The organism is Chitinophagaceae bacterium (genome assembly GCA_016699815.1).
Taxonomy (GTDB): domain Bacteria; phylum Bacteroidota; class Bacteroidia; order Chitinophagales; family Chitinophagaceae; genus Ferruginibacter.
Genome location: CP065012.1, coordinates 813,822 through 837,367, shown reverse-complemented (window position 1 = coordinate 837,367; position 23,546 = coordinate 813,822). Strand labels below are relative to the sequence as shown.

The window sequence follows — 23,546 nt, the reverse complement described above, 5'->3', positions numbered from 1 at the left end:
ACAGCTTTTTTATTTTTAATAAATATCGAAAAGGTATTTTTTTCCGCAAAGCTTATATTTGCTGCCCAGCAATATTGATCACTACAGCTTCACTCAGGCGTTTTTTTACAAACTCTTCATTTCGTATATACAAGGTATTATTAATATCCAGTTTATTTTTTTGAGTAAGCTTTCTTTCGTAGGGCGAATATGAATACGTGTTGAAACCCTGCTGTAGTAAGAAATAGTGCATTTCTTTTTCATCGAACCCATATTGTTCCCCAAGGCCGTTTAGTTCCATAATTATTGCTTTTACCGCAGGGTTGGATAGCAATTTATTGCTGCCCTTCAATACTGCTGCCTCAAAACCTTCTACATCTATTTTCAATAAAATATTGGAATGATCAGGTTCTATTATATTGTCTAAGGTATCCACAGTAACCTTTACTGTTCCTTCCTCTTCTTTATATTTAATGTTATTAATGGTATCATAGGTTGAGGTAATCAACAGTTCTGTTTTCTCATGGCCAAGTGCAATATTTAGCGGCTTTACTTTGGGTAAAATATGATTGATGGCAATATTGTTCATTAAGTTTTTAAAAGTAGAAGGTACTGGTTCTACACTTATAGTATTTGCACCTACATGTCCGCTTGACAATATGGTATAGCTGCCAATATTGGCGCCCACATCAATAAATAAATCTTCCTTTCTTAAAAAGTGCATTAAAAAAACCATGTCTTCAAAGTCGTGTAGCCCGCAGTAATAATTTCCTGTTGCACCAGTCATTCCTTTTTTAATAATCAACCAGGTTTTATCGGTAAAAGGAACAATTACAGGGTAATTTAAAATTTTGGAAGCAAGTTGCCATTTTATAAACCGCTGAAAAGCTTTCAACTTATGTTGCCTGTTAAACGGATGATTGAGGATATTGGAAATTACCCTGGTAAAATTCATATTGCTTTATGCTTTAAAAAAAGATTGAGTGGAAACTTACCATTTTTTTATCGAAAAATCCGTGATAAATATTCACCTGCTGTTGGCAAGTGAGCAGTTATTCCATTATAAAAACCTTAAAATAATTTCATTTCAAAAAAAATGAGGCCTTATTGTGTAAATAGCCCAAAAACCGCCATTCAAATAAAAAAACTACTTAAAAATAACCAATAGTATTTTTTTTGTATACATTGTGTACTTATTAAATTTTTAATCTTTAACTGGCTAAAATGAAAAAAATTATAATCTCCTATGTTTTAATTTCACTGTCTGCAATATCAGGTGCACAGCAAATTGATGCCGGGCTTTTCCGTTTTCCGGATGTTTCCCATACACAAATTGTATTTACTTATGCCAATGATATTTGGATAATGCCCAAAACCGGGGGAACGGCACAAAAGCTTAGTTCACCTGCAGGCCTTGAAGTATTTCCAAAATTTTCTCCAGATGGTAAAACGGTAGCATTTAGCGCCAACTACGATGGCAATAATGAAATATATACGCTTCCAGTTACCGGCGGTGTGCCCGAAAGGCTCACGTATCATGGGTTTACAGAAAGGGTAATAGACTGGACGCCGGATGGAAAAAATGTACTCTTTGGTTCCGGAAGGGAAAGCGGCAGAAACAGGTTTGGCCAGCTTTTTACCATACCTGCAAAAAAAGGAGCAGCAACAAAATTACCCTTTGCTTATGCAGAGTTTGGTTCTTATTCGCCAGATGGCACCAAAATGGCCCTGGTTTTTGTTTCGCAGGCTTTTCGTAACTGGAAACGCTACCGGGGTGGTTGGAAAGCCAATATCCATATATACGATTTTGTAAAAAATACTTCACAAAATATTTCAAAGAATGAAGTTGCAGGTAGTGAATTTCCTATGTGGAACGGAGATTATATTTATTTTTTATCCGACCGTGGCGCAGAGCAACGTATGAACCTCTGGCGCTATTCTTTGGGTTCTGAAAAACTGGAACAACTTACTAAGTTTACCGAATACGATATCCATTTCCCATCTTCCGGACCCGATGATATTGTATTTGAACAAGGCGGAAAATTATACCTTTTTTCATTTGCCACCCAAAAATGCCAAAGCGTTAATGTAAGCCTGGTAATGGATAAAACCGATTTAAAACCCAAAAATGTATCAGCAGAAAAATATGTGCAGCATTTTTCCATAAGCCCCGATGGCAACCGGCTGCTTGCAGAAGCCCGTGGCGATATTTTTTCGTTGCCCGCAGAAAATGGTTTTGTGAAAAATATTACCCAAAGCCCGGGTTTTGCCGAAAGGTACCCGGCATGGTCGCCCAATGGCAAGCAACTTGCTTACTGGAGCGACGAAGGCGGTGAATATAATTTATGGATAAAAGAAAATGACCTTGCACCAAAAAAAATAACAAATTTCACTTCAGGGTTTAATTATAGTTTATACTGGTCGCCCGATAGTAAAATGCTGGCATTTATTGATAAAGCAATGAAGATAAAATATTGCGATGTTGCTACCGGCAAAACCTATGATATAGATAAGGCGCTTTATTTTATGCATGGCGCCTGCGAAGCTTTTATTTTAAGCTGGTCGCCCGATAGCAGGTGGATTGCTTATACACGGGATTTAAGCAATTTCCATAAAGCAGCCTTTATCTACGATACAAAAAACAAAACCACAAAGCAGGTAACCAGTGGCTATTATAATATTGGCGACTTGGTTTTTGATGAACAGGGAAAATATTTATTATTAACCACCAACCAGGCTTTTAACCCCTATTACAGCGATTTGGATAATTCATTTGTATATGGCAATTCTACACAATTGGCTGCTATTTCCCTGAAAAATTCAGATAAATCATTGCTCTATACACAAAATGATACAGTAGATATTAAATTGAATGATAAAAATGAAGGAAAAAAAGAAGAAGGAAAAGAGGATAAAAAGAAAGATAGTGTAAAATCAAAAAATGATATAAGCGCAAAAGAAAAAGATAAGGTTGATGTAACCATTGATTTTGATGGTTTGGAATCAAGAATGGTAATATTGCCGGTTGCCGCAGGCAATTATGCCAACCTTTCTGCTGTAAAAGGAAAAATTATTTACCAAAAATACCCTAACCTTGGCAGCCCCGATGATGCAAAACCAGCCTTAAAATATTACGATATTGAAGACAGGAAAGAAAAAAATATTTCAGAAAATATAGAGAGTTACCAACTGAGTGCAAACGGGGAAAAAATACTGGTAAAGCGGGGCAATAGTTATTCGGTAATTAAGCCATCGGAAAACCAAAAAATGGAAAAAATGATTCGCTTAAACGAAATGGAAATGAAGGTGGACCCTGCAATGGAATGGAAGCAAATATTTACCGATGCATGGCGCCTGGAACGGGATTATTTTTATGACCCCAACATGCATGGCGTAAATTGGAACCAGGTAAAAGAGCGTTATGAAATTATGTTGAAGGATGCGGTAACCAGGGAAGAAGTAGATTTTATTATTGGCGAAATGATAGGCGAATTAAATGCATCACATACTTATCATGGCGGTGGCGATATGGAAAGGTCGCCGGTAAAACCCGTGGGCTACCTGGGTATCAATTGGGAAGCAGATGGTAACTTTTTTAAAATTAAAAAAATTATTCGTGGAGCAAGCTGGGATGCTTCGTTAAAATCACCACTTGATGAACCGGGCATTGGCATAAAAGAAGGCGATTATATTTTGGCAGTAAATGGCATGCCCATTACAACCGAAACCGAGCCCTATGCTAATTTTCAGGGCCTTGATAAAAAAACAGTAGAATTAACCTATAATACAAAGCCTGAATTTGCAGGAGCAAAAACTGTAGTGGTGGAAACAATAGCCAATGAATATAATTTACGGTACATGGCCTGGGTAGAAGACAACCGTAGGTATGTAGCCAAAGCTACAAATGGAGAAGTAGGCTATATTTATGTACAAAGCACCGGTACCGACGGGCAGGAAGATTTGCTACGCCAACTCAATGCACAATGGGATAAAAAAGCATTAATAATTGATGAACGGTTTAATAGTGGCGGGCAAATTCCCGACAGGTTTATTGAGCAACTCAACCGTACACCATTGGCCTATTGGGCAACAAGAGATGGCGAGCCCTGGCCCTGGCCGCCTTTTGCTCACTTTGGCCCCAAGGTAATGCTCATAAACGGCTGGAGTGGTTCCGGCGGAGATGCCTTTCCTGATTTTTTTCGTAAGAAAAATTTAGGATTGTTAATTGGCACCCGTACATGGGGCGGCTTAATTGGCATAAGCGGTGTGCCAAACTTAATTGATGGAGGAAGTATTACTGCGCCTACTTTTAGGATGTACAACCAGGATGGAAAATGGTTTAGAGAAGGCCATGGTGTGGACCCGGATATTGAAGTAGATGAAAACCTTGCCGAAATGGCCAAAGGCAACGATGTGCAACTTGACAGGGCAATTACCGAAATTAAAAATGCCTTAAAAAACAAAGGCTATAATGCACCCGTAACGCCTGCTTACGAAAAAAGAAATTAAGTAAAATTTTATTTTAAACGAATGCCGGGAGTTTTCTTCCCGGTTTTTTTTATTAATTTAATACAATGCTTTTTAACTTTACACAGCAATTGAACTGTGAATATGAACATACCCATTTTAACCGATGAATTAATATTCCCCCCAGTAACCCAAACCGGCCCCACTGGTATTGTAGCCATAGGCGGCGATGTAACGCCTCAAAGGATTTTACTGGCTTATCAAATGGGCATTTTCCCCTGGTACGAAGAAAACTGCCCGGTGTACTGGCATTATCCCAATCCCAGGTTTGTACTTTTTCCCGATAAACTCCGTATCAATAAAACCGTAAAATCATTAATCAAAAAAAAATGTTTTGAAATTACCGTAAATCAAAGTTTTTCTAAAGTAATTGAAAATTGCAAAAATCTGGAGCGTACCAACCAGTTGGGAACCTGGATCACTAACGACCTTATGAACACATTTGTGCAGTTGCATAAAATGGGGGTTGCCCATAGCGTGGAAGTATGGCAAAACGAAAAACTTGTTGGCGGCCTGTATGGCATTAAGCTGGGCAAAATATTTTTTGGGGAAAGTATGTTTAGTAAAGTAAGTAATGCTTCCCGTTTTGGTTTTGTACACTATGTGCAGCAATTGCAAAATGAAGGCATACAAATAATAGACTGCCAAATGTACACCGATTACCTGGCAAGCTTTGGTGCAGAAATGATCAGTGCAGAAAGATTTACAAAAAAGATACATTCATTCATAAATAAGTAATCATTTTTTATGTGCAATTTCTATGGCCATAAAGTAGATAAGATGAATTTTATCCGGTTAAACAATATAGAGCTGGAGCTGGGCTATATTGCGGCAATAGAAGAATTACAGGAACTCATCAACGGCTTTAACTATGGCAAAGCTCCAGTAATCCGAAAAAAAAATGAAAGCAGTTACGAAGTAGTGCCCATGCATTGGGAGTTTATCCCTTTTTGGATAAAAACAATGGAGCAGGTGCAACAGGCACGCAGGCAGGGGATACCCTGGCTCAATGCTTCATCTGAAAAACTGCTGGAAAGTAAAATGTTCAGGGATGCAGCGCTCAAAAGAAGATGCCTGGTTTTGGCATCGCATTTTTTTGAATGGCGCAGTTTTAAACCTGCAACGAAAAAAAAAGAAAATAAATATCCATACTGTATTGAACTTAATAATAAAGAGTATTTTTTTATGGCCGGCATTTGGCAACCTTTTACCGATAAAGAAACCGGCGAAACCATGGATACCTTTGCCATTGTAACAACAAAGGCCAATGCCTTAATGGAGCAGTTGCATAACCATAAAAAACGCATGCCGGTAATACTCACCGAAAAACTTGCGGAAAAATGGTTGCAGAATGATTTAACTGAAGAACAAATTAAAGAGATTGCATCATTTCAATTACCCGCAAATGATATGGTTGCTTTTACTATTGCCAAAAATTTTAAAACAAGTATAAGCCCTTTGGAAGCTTTTTATTTTGAAGAGTTACCAGAACTAATAAAATAAAAAATACGTTACTGTATTTTGTTAGTGACCCCTCAGGGACTCGAACCCTGGGCCTACTGATTAAGAGTCAGTAGCTCTACCAACTGAGCTAAGGAGTCAATTTGTTCTCAACATTTCAGTAATAAAAAAAAATTGAAAACTCTTGCCACAAAATTTTTGTAGCGGGTAAAATTAAATTTTAAATTATTGCAAAACAAAACTAAGGCCAATTGTATCACAGTGAAACTACCTGGTTGCTTTAAATTGTATGCAAATCCCGTTAAATAAACATTTTTTTATATAACATTAGGTTTGTAGCAAAATATTTTGTTTTTTAAAAAACCAGGGTTAAGAAATGCCGGATTAGAAAAAATTTGAAGCATAAACTGTTTAAACTTTTGGCTCATACTAGTAAAATGGCAAAAAATACTACTATATTATAATTATTCAATATTTGACAGTTTGGTAAAATATCAAAAATCTTACCATCTTTATAAAAAACCGCATTTTGTTTCTATTAGTCCGGTCAAAATTCCCTAACTTTGCCGTCCTTTATGAAATTTGGGTTAGTGGCATTCCGCAAAACCCTTCTTAAAATAAAGGTCTTCGCACTTTAAAACGTTTTAAATAAATATGTCTGCAACAAAATCAAACGCTGCTAAACGTATCAATTTCGGTAAAGTTGAACTTTTAGCAGAGCAACCCGATTTGCTCGGAATCCAGATTCAATCGTTCAAAGATTTTTTCCAGTTAGAAACCACACCCGATAAAAGAAACAACGAAGGTTTGTTTCGTGTATTTAAAGAAAACTTTCCCATCACCGATACCCGGAACATTTTTGTGTTGGAGTTTTTGGATTATTTTGTAGATCCACCACGCTATACCATTGACGAGTGTATTGAAAGGGGCCTTACTTATGCGGTGCCTTTAAAAGCAAAGCTGCGCCTGAGTTGTAATGATGAAGAGCATGTGGATTTTCAAACCATTGTTCAGGATGTTTTCCTGGGCAATATACCCTACATGACGCCAAGGGGAACTTTTGTTATTAATGGCGCCGAAAGGGTTGTAGTAAGCCAGCTGCACCGTTCACCAGGTGTGTTCTTTGGCCAAAGTGTGCATCCCAATGGTACCAAAATTTATTCTGCCCGTGTAATTCCTTTTAAAGGTGCATGGATGGAATTTGCTACCGATATCAACAATGTAATGTTTGCATACATTGACCGTAAGAAAAAATTTCCGGTTACTACATTATTGCGTTCTATAGGTTACGAAACCGATAAAGATATTTTGGAATTATTCGGCATGGCCGATGAAGTAAAAGCCGACAAAAAAACACTGGAAAAAAATATTGGCAAGCGTCTTGCTGCCCGTGTACTGCGTACCTGGGTGGAAGACTTTGTGGATGAAGATACCGGTGAAGTAGTATCGCTGGAAAGAAACGAAGTGATATTAGAAAGGGACACCGTACTGGATGAAGCCAATATTGCCCTCATCCAGGAAATGGAAGTTAAAAGCGTATTTATCCAAAAAGAAGAAGTAAGCGGTGATTACGCAATTATTTATAATACCCTTAATAAAGATACTTCCAATAGTGAGCTTGAAGCCGTGCAGCATATTTATAAACAACTGCGTGGCGCCGATGCACCCGATGATGAAACGGCCCGAGGCATTATTGATAAATTATTTTTTAGCGATAAGCGCTATGATTTGGGCGAAGTAGGCCGTTATAAAATTAACCGCCGCCTGGGCTTAAATTTTCCTATTCAAAAGAAAGTGCTTACCAAAGATGATATCATCGTAATCATTAAAACCCTGGTGCAATTAACCAATGGTAAAAGTGAAGTAGATGATATTGACCACCTGAGCAACCGCCGTGTACGTACCGTAGGCGAGCAATTATATGCACAGTTTGGCGTGGGCCTTGCCCGTATGGCACGTACCATTCGGGAAAGGATGAACGTAAGAGATAATGAAGTATTTACTCCGGTAGATTTAATTAATGCCCGGACTTTGTCTTCGGTTATTAACTCCTTTTTTGGTACCTCACAGTTATCACAGTTTCTCGATCAAACCAACCCGCTTTCTGAAATTACCCATAAGCGCCGTATTTCTGCACTCGGGCCCGGCGGCTTAAGCCGGGAAAGGGCAGGCTTTGAAGTACGTGACGTACACTATAGCCACTATGGCCGCTTGTGTACCATTGAAACGCCTGAAGGACCAAATATTGGTTTGATTTCTACACTTTGCGTTCACGCAAAAATCAACGAAATGGGTTTTATTGAAACACCCTATCGTAAAGTAGATAATGGAAAAGTAGATTTGAAAAAAATTACTTTTTTAAGCGCCGAAGAAGAAGATACCGCAAAAATTGCACAGGCAAATATTGATATAGATGATAAAGGGAATTTTGTTGAAGACATGATCAAAAGCCGTCAAACCGGCGATTTCCCCATCTTACCCAAAGAAGAAGTAGAGTTTATGGATGTGGCGCCCAATCAAATTGTGGGCTTAAGTGCATCCTTAATTCCTTTCTTAGAGCATGATGATGCCAACCGTGCACTCATGGGTTCAAACATGCAACGTCAGGCGGTTCCGCTTATTAAGCCCGAAGTACCCATTGTAGGTACAGGCCTTGAAGCCAAAGCTGCCCGTGATGCAAGGATACAAATACATGCCGAAGGCGATGGTGTGGTAGAATTTGTAGATGCCAACGAAATACATGTTCGTTATAAAAGAAGCGAAGCACAGCAACTGGTAAGTTTTGAAGACGACCTTACCATTTATAAACTCACCAAGTTTGTGCGCACAAACCAGGAAACCTGCATCAACCTGCGCCCTGCTGTTGTTAAAGGCCAAAAAGTAAGTGAAGACGATTTCCTTACCGAAGGCTATGCTACCAAAGGCGGTGAACTTGCACTGGGCCGCAACCTTAAAGTGGCTTTTATGCCCTGGAAAGGCTACAACTTTGAAGATGCTATCGTAATTTCTGAAAAAGTTGTAAAAGAAGATTTATTTACTTCAATCCATATTAGCGAATTTGAAACTGAAGTAAGAGATACCAAATTGGGCGAAGAAGAATTAACGCCGGATATCCCTAACGTAAGCGAAGAAGCCACAAAAGACCTGGATCAAAATGGTATCATCCGTATTGGGGCCTCTATAAAAGAAGGCGATATAATTATTGGTAAAATAACGCCCAAAGGCGAAAGCGACCCAACTCCTGAGGAAAAATTATTGCGTGCCATCTTTGGCGATAAAGCCGGCGATGCAAAAGATGCTTCCTTAAAAGCGCCAAGCGGAACCGAGGGTGTAGTTATTGATAAAAAATTGTTTCAGCGTGCCAAGAAAGATAAAAATGCCAAAGTGCGTGAAAAAGCACAACTGGAAAAAATAGAAAAGCAACACGAAGACAATGAAAAAGATTTGATGGAGTTGCTGCAAAATAAATTGCAAAACCTGCTGAAAGATAAAACCAGCCAGGGCGTTACCAATAGCTTTGGCGAAATTTTAATTGGCAAAGGCGTGAAGTTTACCGTAAAAAATATTTCCGGTATAGATTTCAGCAATGTAAACCCACTAGGTTGGACGGGTGATGCAAAAACCGATAACCTTATCAACGTTTTATTGCACAACTATAATATTAAGTTTAACGAAGAGCTGGGCCGTTACAAAAGAGAAAAATTCAACATCAGCATTGGTGATGAGTTGCCTGCCGGTGTATTAAAACTGGCAAAAGTTTATTTGGCCGTTAAACGCAAACTAAAAGTAGGCGATAAAATGGCGGGCCGCCATGGTAATAAAGGTATTGTTGCCAAAATTGTAAGGCCAGAAGATATGCCTTTCCTGGAAGATGGCACACCCGTAGATATTGTATTGAACCCACTTGGTGTACCCAGCCGTATGAACCTGGGCCAGATTTATGAAACCGTATTAGGATGGGCCGGCGAAAAGCTTGGGGTGCGTTTTGCCACACCAATATTTGACGGCGCTTCTGTAGAAGAAATAGATGAAAGGGTTAATGAAGCTGCGCTACCAAAATTTGGCCATACTTATTTATACGACGGCGAAACCGGTGAACGCTTCGACCAAAAAGCAACCGTGGGCATTATTTATATGATTAAGCTGCACCACATGGTAGATGATAAAATGCATGCCCGTTCTATAGGGCCCTACTCACTCATTACGCAACAACCCTTAGGTGGTAAAGCACAATTTGGTGGCCAGCGTTTTGGTGAAATGGAAGTGTGGGCGCTTGAGGCTTATGGCGCATCCAACATTTTGCAGGAATTACTTACGCTTAAATCCGATGATATTATTGGCCGTGCCAAAACTTATGAGGCAATTGTAAAAGGCGATAATATCCCTAAAGCGGGTGTTCCGGAATCGTTTAATGTATTGGTGCATGAATTAAGAGGCCTGGGTCTTGAACTTACTTTTGAATAAAAAAAATTACTGTTTAGCAGTAGTGAAAACAAATATTTTACTGCTGTGATTTTGGCCAACTCTATTCTAATTATATTTTTTAAAAATTATTAGCTTTTAATATGGCATTCAAAAAAGAAAACCGACAAAAACAAACGTTTTCAAAAATTACAATCGGGCTTGCTTCACCGGATACTATTCTGGAAAGGAGCTATGGTGAAGTGCTAAAACCAGAAACCATTAATTACCGTACCTATAAACCGGAAAGAGACGGCTTGTTTTGCGAAAGAATTTTTGGGCCCGTAAAAGATTTTGAGTGTGCATGCGGCAAGTATAAACGTATCCGTTATAAAGGCATCGTATGCGATCGCTGCGGTGTAGAAGTTACCGAAAAGAAAGTTCGCAGGGAACGTATGGGCCATATTAAACTTGTAGTTCCTGTAGTGCATATCTGGTATTTTAAATCTTTACCCAACAAAATTGGGTATTTACTGGGCATGAGTTCCAAAAAACTCGAAACAATAATTTACTACGAACGTTTTGTGGTAATTCAGCCCGGTATGCGTGCCGATAAAGGTCAAAATTATGGCGACTTGCTTACCGAGGAAGAATACCTCGATATTTTAGATGCCTTGCCAAAAGAAAACCAAATGATGCCCGATGAAGACCCCGATAAATTTGTGGCCAAAATGGGCGCAGAAGCCGTTCATGCTCTATTGGAAAGATTGGACCTTGATCAACTGAGCTTTGACTTAAGAACAGCTGCAGCAAATGAAACATCTCAGCAGCGTAAAGCAGATGCTTTAAAGCGCCTGAGCGTAGTAGAAAGTTTCCGTGAAGCAAATTCAAAAATCAACAACCGTCCGGAGTGGATGGTTATGCAATACATACCAGTTATTCCACCGGAATTGCGTCCATTAGTTCCTTTAGATGGTGGCCGCTTTGCATCATCCGATTTAAATGACCTGTACCGCCGTGTTATTATCCGTAACAACCGTTTAAAACGATTACTTGAAATTAAGGCGCCAGAAGTAATTTTGCGCAACGAAAAACGCATGCTGCAGGAAGCTATAGATTCTTTGTTTGATAACAGTCGTAAATCCAACGCCGTAAAAGCCGAAGGTGGACGTGCATTAAAATCTTTGAGTGATGTGCTTAAGGGTAAGCAGGGTCGTTTCCGCCAAAACCTTTTGGGTAAACGTGTGGATTATTCCGGCCGTTCTGTAATAGTTGTGGGCCCCGAATTAAAAATGCATGAGTGCGGATTGCCAAAAGATATGGCGGCAGAATTATTTAAGCCATTTATCATTCGAAAACTTATTGAAAGAGGAATTGTAAAAACCGTAAAAAGTGCCCGTAAACTGGTAGATAAAAAAGAAGCCATTATTTGGGATATTTTAGAAAATATTTTAAAAGGCCACCCCGTAATGCTAAACAGGGCGCCAACGCTTCACCGGTTGTCCATACAGGCATTTCAACCCAAGTTAATTGAAGGAAAAGCAATACAGTTGCATCCTCTGGTAACTACGGCTTTCAATGCCGACTTTGATGGTGACCAAATGGCGGTACACGTTCCGCTAAGTAATTCAGCAATTTTGGAAGCGCAATTGCTCATGCTTTCATCTCACAACATCCTTAACCCGCAAAATGGTACGCCTATTACCCTTCCTTCACAGGATATGGTGCTTGGCTTGTATTATATCACCAAAGGCAAAAAATCTACACCTGAAGAAAAAGTAAAAGGTGAAGGAAAAGTATTTTATAATGCCGATGAAGTAATTATTGCCTATAATGAAAAGCAAATAGATTTACATGCCAACATAAAAGTAAAAGCCAACTGGCGTAATTCCGATGGCACATTAACCTATAAGCTTATTGAAACTACAGTAGGCAGGGTAATTTTTAACCAGTTTGTTCCCAAAGAAGTAGGTTTTGTAAATGCATTGCTTACCAAGAAGAACCTGAGGGAAATTATTGGTGACATTATTAAATGGACAAGTGTTCCGGTAACCGCCAAATTCCTCGATGATATTAAAACACTAGGTTACCGTATGGCATTCCGTGGTGGTTTGTCATTTAATATTAATGATCTTATCATTCCACAGGTAAAAGCAGACCTTATTGCAAATGCCCAAAGCGAAGTTGCAGAAGTGTGGGAAAGTTATAATATGGGGCTTATTACCAATAACGAAAGGTATAACCAGATTATTGATATCTGGAGTCGTGTAGATACAAAAGTAACGGAAACACTTATCCGTGAACTTTCAGCCGATAAGCAAGGATTCAACTCTGTGTTTATGATGCTGGATAGCGGTGCCCGTGGTAGCAAGCAGCAAATTAAGCAGCTTGCCGGTTTAAGGGGATTGATGGCAAAGCCACGTAAAAGCGGTTCCTCTGGTTCAGAAATTATTGAAAACCCCATTTTGGCCAACTTTAAAGATGGTCTAAGTGTATTAGAATATTTTATTAGTACCCACGGTGCCCGTAAAGGCCTTGCCGATACGGCATTAAAAACAGCCGATGCCGGTTACCTAACCCGTAGGTTGGTTGACGTTGCACAAGATGTGGTAATAAATGAAGAAGATTGCGGCACCTTGCGTGGTATTGCTATAAGCGCATTAAAAGATAATGAAGATATTATTGAACCATTGAGTGATAGGATTGAAGGCCGTACTTCATTGCATGATGTTTACCACCCTGTAACCGACGAATTAATTATTAATGGCGGTGAAGAAATAGATACAGAAACAGCACATAAAATTGAAGAAAGCGGAATTGAAACGGTTGAAATACGCTCTGTATTAACCTGCGAAAGCAAAAGAGGTGTTTGTGTAAATTGCTACGGTAAAAACTTAGCTAGCGGAATTTTGGCACAGCGTGGCGATGCAGTAGGTATTATAGCCGCACAGTCCATTGGTGAGCCGGGTACACAGTTAACGCTGCGTACATTCCACGTAGGTGGTGTGGCAGGCAGTGCATCTGTTGAAAGCAGCCTCTACTCAAAGTTTGATGGAACCCTGCAATTTGATGGTTTGCGTACTGTAGCTACCGAAGCTGTAGATGGAAAGAAAATACAAGTGGTTATTGGCCGTACCGGCGAAATAAGATGTATAGATGTAAAGAGCGACCGCTTACTCAACAGCATGCACATTCCTTACGGATCTGTACTTATTGTAAAAGACGGACAAAAAATTAATAAAGCTGATGTGATATGTACCTGGGATCCGTTTAACAATGTAATAGTAGCCGAAAGCAATGGTATTATAAAATTTGACAGCGTAATTGAAGGTATAACTTACCGGGATGAAGCCGATGAACAAACAGGTCACCGTGAAAAAGTGGTTATTGAAACAAAAGATAAAACAAAGTTACCGGCAATTGTTGTAGAAGGAAAAGATAAGAAATCTTATAACCTTCCTGTAGGTTCCCATATTGTTGTGGAAGAAGCCGATGACGTAAGGAGTGGCCAGGTGTTGGTAAAAATTCCACGTATACTTAGCAAATTAAAAGATATTACGGGCGGTTTACCACGTGTAACTGAACTTTTTGAAGCAAGGAACCCAAGCAACCCTGCCGTAGTTTGCGAAATTGACGGTGTGGTAACATTTGGCGCTATAAAAAGAGGTAACAGAGAAATTATTGTTGAAGCAAAAGATGGCGTAATTCGTAAATACCTTGTACCCTTAAGCCGCCAGATACTGGTTCAGGACGGAGATTTTGTAAAAGCCGGTTCACCACTGAGCGATGGCCAAATTTCACCTGCTGATATTTTGGCAATAAAAGGCCCATTTGCCGTACAGGAATATGTGGTAAATGAAATACAGGAAGTTTATCGTTTACAGGGTGTAAAAATTAACGACAAACACATTGAAGTTATCGTAAGGCAAATGATGCGTAAAGTAACCATTGAAGATGCCGGCGATACCAAGTTCCTGGAAGGGGATACAGAAGATAAAATGGACTTTAATACCGAGAACGATTACATTTTTGATAAAAAAGTGGTAACCGACCAGGGAGAAAGCGCCAAACTTAAAACCGGTCAAATTGTTTCTGTAAGGGAATTGAGGGAAGAAAATTCTACCTTAAGAAGGGCAGATAAAAAGCTAGCCGAATTCAGGGATGCAAAACCTGCAACATCTTCACCCTTGTTGCTGGGTATTACCAAAGCATCATTGGGCACGCATAGCTGGATATCCGCAGCATCCTTCCAGGAAACAACCAAAGTGTTGAGTTCTGCAGCCATCCAGGGCAAAACAGATGATATGCTCGGACTTAAAGAAAATGTTATCACAGGCCATCATATTCCAGCAGGCACAGGCTTAAAAGAATTTGAAAACATGATTGTAGGCAGCAAGGAAGAATATGAATTACTGATGACAACCAAAGAGGTAATGAGCTTTGATGAGGAAGAATAACAGGGTTGAATAATCAAAAATTATTAGAGCAGGTTTATGGCCTGCTCTTTTTTTATAGGTTAACCGGAAAGATTTAATGTAAAAGTATTTATTACTCTTTTACCTTCTTCAAAAACACCACATACACCGGAAAGTGATCGCTATAACCATAATTATACGTATTACCGTCCCAGGTTCTTTTTCCATACCCACGGTATTTACCCGTTTTTTGCACCAAAAAATCTTTATTGAAAATTAAAGCTTTATTATAAAAATAACCATCCTTTTCTTTATTAAGCCAGCCATGCGAAATGATCACCTGATCAAATAATCCCCAGGCATCCTGATAAGCCAATGTACCAATCCCTCGCCTGTACATTTCCACCCAGGGGTTAAAAAGTTGCCCGGGGCCCACTTCTTTCATTTTACCTTTTGCACCCAAAACTTTGGTAATGCTTGGGCTTATAGGATCATCATTTAAATCGCCCATTAATAAAACTTTTGTTTCAATATTAATAGCCATTAAGGAATCAATAACTTTTTTTGCAGTAGCAGCAGCTGCAGCCCTGCCCGGCATGGAACGCTCTTCGCCACCACTACGGCTGGGCCAGTGGTTTACAAAAACATGAATGGTATCTCCATCCAAAATTCCTTTTACATACAACACATCACGGGTAAGGTATGAGTCTTTTGCCCCACCAGGTAATTTTACAAAAAGTGGTTTACTATAAACTGGGGTAAAATATTTCGGGTTATAAATAAGCCCTACATCCACGCCACGTATATCTGGCGAATTATAATGCACATATTTTAGATGCCTGTTTTTTAATTTTTCCTGTTTCACCAAATCATTGAGTACGGTATCGTTTTCAATTTCTGCAACACCTAGCATGGCCAACCCATCAGGTGTAATATCTGTACCCATTTGAGAAATAACATCGGCAAGTCTGCTCAATTTATCCCAATAAATCCTTCCATTATATTGCCTTGTGCTATTAGGCAAAAACTCTTCGTCATTTTTATTTGGGTCGTTAATAGTATCGTACAGGTTTTCTAAATTATAAAAACCTATTAAAGAAACATTGTATTTGTTTTGTGCAAATGTTGAACTATTGATAATCAATAGACTAAAGAAAATAATTTTTTTCATAACTATAAAAAAGTAATCAAAGATAGGGTTTGCCTGAAAAATAATGGAAAATATTGGGTTATGGTTAAAGAATGTGTAGAAGTCTTAACAGTTATTTCGCAATTGCTCATTACCTTTGCCGCTCTCAAAAAAATGTAATTATGAGAAATTTTACTAAGGGTTTTGTTCTTTTATTATTTTCTGTTTTTTTAATACAGGTTATAGCTATTGCCCAGGAGTCGCAAAAAAACTCCAGGGATAGCGTTATCCTTCAGGAAGGCAGGGAAAGTATGCTGGAAAATATTCCGGTAATTTCTTTGGATGAAAGTGATATGCAGGATGGCAGCGCCCAAAATATTTCATCACAGTTAAGTGCTGGAAGAGATCCTTTTTTAAGTGGTGCTTCTTTTCATTTTAATGCCGTTAGGTTTCGTATCAGGGGTTATGATGCAGATATGTTTAGTACCTATATTAATGGTATGCCCATGGAAAACCTCGACAATGGCTTTACTCCTTATGGCCTTTGGGGCGGCTTAAACGATGTAATGCGTAACCGTGATCAAGTTCATGGTTTAAAAATTAATCCTTATGCCATGGGTGATATTGGCGGCCTCACTTATTTTGATACCAGGGCAAGCAGGCAGCGTGTGCAAACCAGTATCAATTATGCCATAAGCAATAGAAATTACAGTAACCGTTTAATGGTAACCCATAGTACCGGCCTCAATAAAAAGGGATGGGCATTTAGTGTTTCCGCATCTCGCCGCTGGGCTACCGAAGGATATTCAGATGGTTCTTACTATGACGGTTATTCAGGATTTTTAGCAGTAGATAAAAAAATTAACGATCGTAATTTGCTTTCTTTCACCGCAATGTTAGCTACAACCGAAAGCGGCAGACAGGGTTCTTCTGTTCAGGAAATGCTGGATATAGCCGGAGATAAATATTATAATCCATATTGGGGATATCAAAACGGCAAAAAAAGAAACTCCAGTGTTGCAAAAACAACTCAGCCGGTATTTATTCTTAGCAATGAGTGGAAACTTAATGATAAAACAACCATCAACTCTGCACTGTCTTATATTTTTGGTAACAGGAGCGTAAGTGGGTTGGATTGGTACAACTCTGCCGACCCAAGGCCCGATTATTACCGCTACCTGCCAAGCTACCAGCTTGATCCCGAAAATGTAGATGCAGTACGCCAGGCAATGCTCAATGATGTAAACCAGCGCCAGGTAAACTGGGACAGGCTTTACAATGTTAACTATGGTAATATTGCAACCATCAACAACGTAAACGGTATTGCTGGAAATAACGTAACCGGGAAAAGAAGTGTTTACATTGTGGAAGACAGAAATATATTTACGCAAAAGGCTGGCGCCAATACAGTTTTAAATACTTCGCTTGGAAAAAATATTGATTTTACCGCAGGTGCTTCTTACCAGCAGCAAAAGAACCATTACTTTAAAGATGTAAATGATCTTTTAGGTGGTGACTTTTATGTAGATTTAAACCAGTTTGCAGAAAGGGATTTTGCAACCGATAACCAGGCCAATCAAAACGACCTAAATCATCCCAACCGAATTTTAAAAGTAGGCGATGAATTTGGCTATAATTACGATATCAATATTAAAAAAGCTGCAGCCTGGGTACAAGCAGTTATTAAATTCAATAAAATAGATTTCTTTATTGCCGGCGAACATTCTTATACAGAATTTTACCGTACCGGAAATGCAAAAGTAGGTTTATTCCCAGATGATTCTTATGGCAAATCGGCTAAGCAAAGGTTTTATAATTATACCGCAAAAGCAGGGATAACTTATAAAATAGATGGCCGTAATTATATTTTTGTAAATGGTGCTTACCTTACCCGTGCACCATTTTTTGAAAATGCTTACATAGCGCCACGTACCAGAGATTTGGTACAGGATAACCTTACAAACGAAAAAATACATACTGCCGAAGCAGGTTATGTATTGAATGCACCCAAAATTAAAGCAAGGCTTACCGGCTACTATACCCAAATAGAAGACCAGATGAATGTACTTACTTTTTATCATGACGAGTACAGGAACTTTGTAAACTATGCCATTAGCGGAATTGATAAACAACATTTTGGTGGAGAGTTTGGCGTAGATGCAAAAATTTATAAAGGCTTAAGTTTAAATGCTACTGCAGCCGTTGGCCGCTTTTATTATACCAGTAGGCAAAATGCAACGGTAACGGTAGATAACAGCGCAACGCTTGTTTCTAAAGACCTGATTTACTCCCAAAATTACCGCTTGCCTACACCGCAGGAAGCTTATTCCATCGGGCTCGATTACCGCTCTCCAAAATATTGGTTCCTCAATATAAACTTCAATTACTTTGATAACATGTGGTTCGACTTTAACCCTTTACGCAGAACCGAATCTGCGGTAAGTGGCGTAGATCCTTCATCTCCGCTTTGGGGACAAATTATTGGCCAGGATAAATTGAAATCGCAATATACGCTTGATGCTTTTGCAGGATATTCGTGGAGAATGAACAATAAATTTAAGAACCTTAAAAAAGCAACCTATATTGTATTTAATGTGGGTGTAAATAATATCCTCAATAACCAGTCAATTGTTACCGGTGGATATGAGCAGTTGCGTTTTGACTTTGCAGAAAAAAATGTAAATAAATTTCCATCCCGTAGATTTTATGCTTATGGTATCAATTATTTTGCCAGCATTGGTCTCCGGTTTTAATCTTATTAATTTTCAACTTTTTAAATAAACATTTATGAACAGGTTTTTTAAAATTTCATTAGTTGCAATTTTCCTTTCAGGATTTGCAATTTTATTAAACTCGTGTAAAAAAGAATTTGATTCGCCTTCAGGCCCAAAAGACCAGGATATTGTAGCCAATACTACAATTGCCGATCTTAAAGCAATGCACCCGGGAAATGGCGCTTATACCATAGTAGGTACCGATATTATTATTTCCGGTATAGTGGTAGCCAATGATAAAAGCGGAAATTTATATAAGCAATTATATATAGAAGATGCTACCGGGGGTTTGCAAATTTTATTAGACGCTTCCAGCCTTTATGGATCTTATCCTATTGGCAGAAGGATTTATATTAAATGCAAGGGCCTTTGTTTAAGCGATTATAACAGACTCATGGCTTTGGGTGTAAAAGCCAATGTTGCCGGGTTACCTTCGCAGGAAGGTATCCCTTCGGCTTTAATTAACCAATATGTAATTGGTGGTTCTTTGGGCAATGCAGTAACTCCTCATATTGTAACTCTTAATGACCTTACTACAAATATGCAGGACCGCTACCTGGGTTCTTTGATACAGTTGGAAGGGTTTTACTTTCCTAATTTAAACCAAACCTATTCCGATACGTCTGCTTACAAATCAACTCAAAACAGGGATATTAAAAATTGTGATGGATTAACCACTATTATCCGTACCAGCGCTTATGCAAATTTTGCCGGGCAAAGAGTGGCACAGGGCAGAGGAAGCGTAACCGCTATTTACACTGTGTTTGGTAACACCAAGCAATTGCTAATAAGGGATACAGGAGATGTAAAATTTAATGAGCCTTATGATTGTCCTTTACCTGCAGGCGTATTATTCCAGGAAGATTTTGAGGGACAGGTAACGCCGGGCCCATTAGTACTCAATAATTGGTTTGTAGGAGCAGAAGCGGGTACAAAAACATGGGAAGCCCGTTTGTTTAGTTCTAATAAATATGCACAAATGAGCGCTTTCTCCACCAACGATGCATCTGCAAAAGCATGGATGGTAACAAAAGCCATCAACCTGGGAACTTTTGCTTCTAAAACTTTAACCTTTGAAACCAATGCAGGTTTTCATAATGGCGCTGTGTTAAAACTTTTGATCTCTACAGATTATTCCGGCACCGGCAACCCATGGGCAAGCGGCGTAAACTGGACAGACATCAGTTCATCGTCATCATTTTCACCTGGTTTGCCCAGTGGATACCCACCTTCTTTTACTCCATCAGGCAATGTAGATTTGAGCAGTTATTCCGGCACGGTATATATCGCTTTTAAATATGAAGGCGCAGATCCTTCAGGAAGCTCAAGTGACAAAACCACTACCTGGCAGGTAGATAAAATTAAAGTAACCGGTTTATAAATTTATTAATGTAGATGAAGCTGCAGATTGTTGCAGCTTCATCTTTTTATAAGATTTTGTAGTTCATTTTTTAATATGAAGTTTATGAAGAAAATATTTACCTTCTTATTGTTGATATGTTGTATGGCCGGTTTTTCACAATCCACTACACTGGTAATAAGCCAGGTGTACGGCGCAGGTGGAAACAGCGGTGCAGTGTTAAATGCAGATTATGTAGAGATACATAATATTTCTGCTACGCCTCAAAGTTTAAATGGTTTATCGGTTCAATACGAATCGGCAACACCTGCGGGCCAATGGAGCGGGGCAGCTGTTTTACCTAATGTATCCATTCCTGCTGGCGGATATTACCTGGTACAAATGTCAACTCCTGGTTCCAATGGAGTACCTTTACCAACGCCAGATTTTACAGCCGTAATACCCATGGGCGGATCAAATGGAATAGTAGCCATTATTAATGATATTGACACTATTACAGGTTGCCCTTCTACTAATGTAATTGACCTTGTGGGTTACGGAACGGCAACTTGTTTTGAAGGTGCTAGTGCATCTCCAGCAATTAGCGCCACTTTAGCCGCATTCAGGTTAAATAACGGTTGTACAGATACCAATGTAAACGGAAGCGATTTTTCTACAGGTGCACCAGCTCCAAAAAATAGCGCTTCACCTGCATTTATTTGTGGTGGTGGGCCTACACCTCAATTAACCGTAACCGGAACAATAAATGATTTTGGAAGTTTACAAGTGGGTAATACATCTGCATCCCAAACCTATAATTTATCAGGCACAGATTTAACCGGCGCACCGGGAAATATAACTGTAAGCGCACCTTCAGCAGATTTTCAGGTTTCAAACGATAACAGTACATGGTCGGCATCTGTAAATATTGCTTATGCTAATTCCACACTTTCTGCAACACCTGTGTATGTAAGGTTTTCTCCGCAAAGCGCAGGCTTAAAAGCAGGTGATGTAACCAATGCCGGTGGTAGTGCAGCTACAGTAAATGTTGCGGTGAGCGGTACAGGCACCTCATCAGGTGGTGGTACTGGCACATTGGTTATTAGCCAGTTTTATGGTGCAGGTGGAAACACCGGCGCATTATTAAATGCAGATTATGTAGAGATACATAATATTTCTTCTGTACCACAAAGCCTTAATGGTTTATCTGTTCAGTACGAATCGGCAACACCTGCAGGCCAATGGAGTGGAGCAGCGGTTTTACCCAATGTATCCATACCACCCGGTGGATTTTATTTGGTGCAAATGTCAACTCCCGGTGCAATAGGAACGGCCTTGCCTGCACCAGATTTTACAGCAGTGATTCCCATGGGCGGATCAAATGGAATTGTTGCCATAATTAATGATGTTGACACTATTACAGGTTGCCCTGCAACTAATGTAATTGACCTTGTGGGATATGGATCGGCCACTTGCTTTGAAGGTAGCGGCGCAGCGCCACTGGTAAGTGCTATACTTGCAGGCTTTAGGATAGATAACGGTTGTACAGATACCGATAACAATACCCCTGATTTTATTACAGCAACACCAGCCCCAAGAAACAGTGCTTCACCGGTGCAATTGTGTTCTTCTTTACCTGCCCCTTTGTTAACAGTAACTGGAACAATAACCGATTTTGGAAATATTGATATTGGTACTAATTCTGCATCACAATCATACAGCCTTTCAGGTGCAAACCTTACAGGCGCACCAGGTGTAATTACGGTTACATCTCCATCAGTAGATTTCCAGGTTTCAAATAATAACAGTACATGGGGAGCAAGCACAACAATTGCTTATACTTCTGCAGTATTGGCCGCAACAAATGTGTGGGTAAGATTTACCCCGCAAAGCGCCGGGCCCAAAGCAGGTAATGTAACCAATGCAGGTGGTGGCGCTGCTACAGTAAATGTACCTGTAAGTGGAAATGGTATTGTGCCTTCAACACCTACCATTACTGCAACAACGCTTACAGCATTTGGAAATATTTGTACCGGCACAGTTGCAGGCCCAAATTCATTTACTATAAATGGTACTAATCTTACCAATGCCAATATTGATATTGCTGCATTGGCCGGCTTTAGTTATGCTACATCATCTGCAGGGCCATTTAATGCTACTCTTTCATTAACACAACCCGGCGGAACTTTCAGCCAGCAAATTTTTGTACAATTCAATCCAACTGCTTCACAATCTTACGATGGAAATATTGCCATTAGCGGAGCTGGTACTACGGCAATTAGTGTTGCTGCAAGTGGCTCAGGAAATAATAACCCACCAATGGTTAGTACTGGTGCAGCATCTGCAATTACAAGCAGTAGCGCAACCCTTGCAGGAACTATTACGGATAATGGTTGTACTGCTGTAACTGCTTATGGAATTACTTACAGCTTAGTAAATGGTTTTACTACTGGTACAGATGTAGCTTCAACAAATATTTCTTCCGGAAGCTTTACTTCTTCCATAAGTAGTTTGTTGCCTTCTACTACTTATTATTACAAAGCTTATTCAACCAATAATGGTGGAACTGCTTTTGGCGTGCAACAATCATTCACTACTGCGGCTCCGGTTTTAACTGCTACCACTTTAAACAGCTTTGGTAGTTTGTGTGTAAATATTGCATCTGCAGCCCAAAATTTTACAATTACAAGTACTGCTTTAACCACAGCTAATGTGGTTGTAGGGCCATTGGCGGGTTATACTTTTGCTACTACAGAAAATGGTACTTATTCAGCCTCTCTTAATATTACTCAACCCGGTGGGGCTTTTTCACAAGTGGTTTATGTAATATTTACACCTGCTGCAATACAATCTTATAATGGCAACATCCCTGTTTCTGGCGGAGGAGCAAATACTTTGAATATTCCTGTAAGCGGAAGCGGTTATAATGCACCGGCCGATGTTGTTACCGGTGCATCAAGCGCCATTACTGCTAATACTGCTACACTTGCAGGTGTATTGGCAAGTACGGGTTGCAGTAATATAACTTCTACCGGTATTGACTTTAGTGGTATTAGTAACATGGGCATTTATACAAGGGTGCAATCTTCTAATTTAACTGGGGCAGATTTTTCTGTTAACCTTAGCGGCCTTGTACAGGCTACTAAATATTATTACAGGGCTTATGCCATAAATGATGCGGGCATTGCTTACGGTGTAATTGATTCATTTATTACAAAATCTATTCCAGATGGATTAACACTGTACAATATACCGGCAGCTAAAGGGCAGGTTTTACATTTTACCTTTAAAACAAACCGTACCGGCCATTATGCTGTGAAACTTTTCAATGCTTCGGGCCAACTGGTTTTCCAGAAAGGCTTTACCATGCAGCTTAATTTTATGGACGAAAGATTTGTAATCCCTTCTTCTCTTGCTCCCGGGGTTTATTTGTTTGTACTGGAGAGTGTAAACGGCTTTAGAGAAAAACGCAGTATCCTTATTCAATAAGCGGATAGCACAATATTTTTTAAAGCGGTTGG

10 protein-coding genes and 1 tRNA gene are annotated in these 23,546 nt (G+C 39.4%); 8 read left to right on the top strand and 3 right to left on the bottom strand.

The window, feature by feature from the left end; all coding sequences use genetic code 11:
- Positions 1 to 52: 52 nt before the first annotated feature.
- Positions 53 to 934, bottom strand: coding sequence for an FkbM family methyltransferase (locus IPO46_03665; protein QQS63703.1), 882 nt, complete (start codon positions 932 to 934; stop codon positions 53 to 55).
- A 269-nt stretch (positions 935 to 1,203) separates the two neighbouring features.
- Between IPO46_03665 and IPO46_03660 the strand changes: the two genes are divergently transcribed.
- From IPO46_03660 to IPO46_03650, 3 genes are all read left to right on the top strand, one after another.
- Positions 1,204 to 4,488 carry a PD40 domain-containing protein gene (locus IPO46_03660; GenBank protein ID QQS63702.1) on the top strand — a complete coding sequence of 1,095 codons (3,285 nt, stop codon included), beginning with the start codon at positions 1,204 to 1,206 and terminating at the stop codon, positions 4,486 to 4,488.
- 102 nt (positions 4,489 to 4,590) lie between these two features.
- Entirely contained in the window at positions 4,591 to 5,244 is a 654-nt protein-coding gene (locus tag IPO46_03655) for a leucyl/phenylalanyl-tRNA--protein transferase (GenBank protein QQS63701.1), read from the top strand.
- A gap of 9 nt (positions 5,245 to 5,253) precedes the next feature.
- Positions 5,254 to 6,009, top strand: coding sequence for an SOS response-associated peptidase (locus IPO46_03650; GenBank protein QQS63700.1), 756 nt, complete (start codon positions 5,254 to 5,256; stop codon positions 6,007 to 6,009).
- A gap of 25 nt (positions 6,010 to 6,034) precedes the next feature.
- Here the strand turns inward: IPO46_03650 and IPO46_03645 are convergent.
- Positions 6,035 to 6,107 (bottom strand) — tRNA-Lys (locus tag IPO46_03645).
- A gap of 514 nt (positions 6,108 to 6,621) precedes the next feature.
- Between IPO46_03645 and rpoB the strand changes: the two genes are divergently transcribed.
- A complete protein-coding gene (gene rpoB / locus IPO46_03640) occupies positions 6,622 to 10,431 on the top strand; it encodes a DNA-directed RNA polymerase subunit beta (GenBank protein QQS63699.1) in 3,810 nt (1,269 codons plus the stop codon).
- Positions 10,432 to 10,532: 101 nt separating this feature from the next.
- Positions 10,533 to 14,825, top strand: coding sequence for a DNA-directed RNA polymerase subunit beta' (gene rpoC, locus IPO46_03635; protein QQS63698.1), 4,293 nt, complete (start codon positions 10,533 to 10,535; stop codon positions 14,823 to 14,825).
- 91 nt (positions 14,826 to 14,916) lie between these two features.
- Here the strand turns inward: rpoC and IPO46_03630 are convergent, their stop codons facing one another.
- A complete protein-coding gene (locus IPO46_03630) occupies positions 14,917 to 15,954 on the bottom strand; it encodes an endonuclease (protein ID QQS63697.1) in 1,038 nt (345 codons plus the stop codon).
- A gap of 140 nt (positions 15,955 to 16,094) precedes the next feature.
- Between IPO46_03630 and IPO46_03625 the strand changes: the two genes are divergently transcribed.
- From IPO46_03625 to IPO46_03615, 3 genes are all read left to right on the top strand, one after another.
- Positions 16,095 to 18,665 carry a TonB-dependent receptor gene (locus IPO46_03625; GenBank protein QQS63696.1) on the top strand — a complete coding sequence of 857 codons (2,571 nt, stop codon included), beginning with the start codon at positions 16,095 to 16,097 and terminating at the stop codon, positions 18,663 to 18,665.
- Positions 18,666 to 18,699: 34 nt separating this feature from the next.
- On the top strand, positions 18,700 to 20,067 hold the full coding sequence (locus IPO46_03620) for a DUF5017 domain-containing protein (GenBank protein ID QQS63695.1): 1,368 nt from the start codon (positions 18,700 to 18,702) through the stop codon (positions 20,065 to 20,067).
- Between the two features lie 84 nt (positions 20,068 to 20,151).
- A complete protein-coding gene (locus tag IPO46_03615) occupies positions 20,152 to 23,514 on the top strand; it encodes a lamin tail domain-containing protein (GenBank protein ID QQS63694.1) in 3,363 nt (1,120 codons plus the stop codon).
- Positions 23,515 to 23,546 lie beyond the last annotated feature (32 nt).

What these genes read in the sequence shown, in the direction of transcription:
- IPO46_03655 (QQS63701.1), top strand. Translation starts at nt 4,591, where the DNA reads ATGAACATACCCATTTTAACCGATGAATTAATATTCCCCCCAGTAACC.
- IPO46_03625 (QQS63696.1), top strand. Translation starts at nt 16,095, where the DNA reads ATGAGAAATTTTACTAAGGGTTTTGTTCTTTTATTATTTTCTGTTTTT.
- IPO46_03615 (QQS63694.1), top strand. Translation starts at nt 20,152, where the DNA reads ATGAAGAAAATATTTACCTTCTTATTGTTGATATGTTGTATGGCCGGT.
- rpoC (QQS63698.1), top strand. Translation starts at nt 10,533, where the DNA reads ATGGCATTCAAAAAAGAAAACCGACAAAAACAAACGTTTTCAAAAATT.
- IPO46_03660 (QQS63702.1), top strand. Translation starts at nt 1,204, where the DNA reads ATGAAAAAAATTATAATCTCCTATGTTTTAATTTCACTGTCTGCAATA.
- IPO46_03650 (QQS63700.1), top strand. Translation starts at nt 5,254, where the DNA reads ATGTGCAATTTCTATGGCCATAAAGTAGATAAGATGAATTTTATCCGG.
- IPO46_03630 (QQS63697.1), bottom strand. Translation starts at nt 15,954, where the DNA reads ATGAAAAAAATTATTTTCTTTAGTCTATTGATTATCAATAGTTCAACA.
- IPO46_03620 (QQS63695.1), top strand. Translation starts at nt 18,700, where the DNA reads ATGAACAGGTTTTTTAAAATTTCATTAGTTGCAATTTTCCTTTCAGGA.
- rpoB (QQS63699.1), top strand. Translation starts at nt 6,622, where the DNA reads ATGTCTGCAACAAAATCAAACGCTGCTAAACGTATCAATTTCGGTAAA.
- IPO46_03665 (QQS63703.1), bottom strand. Translation starts at nt 934, where the DNA reads ATGAATTTTACCAGGGTAATTTCCAATATCCTCAATCATCCGTTTAAC.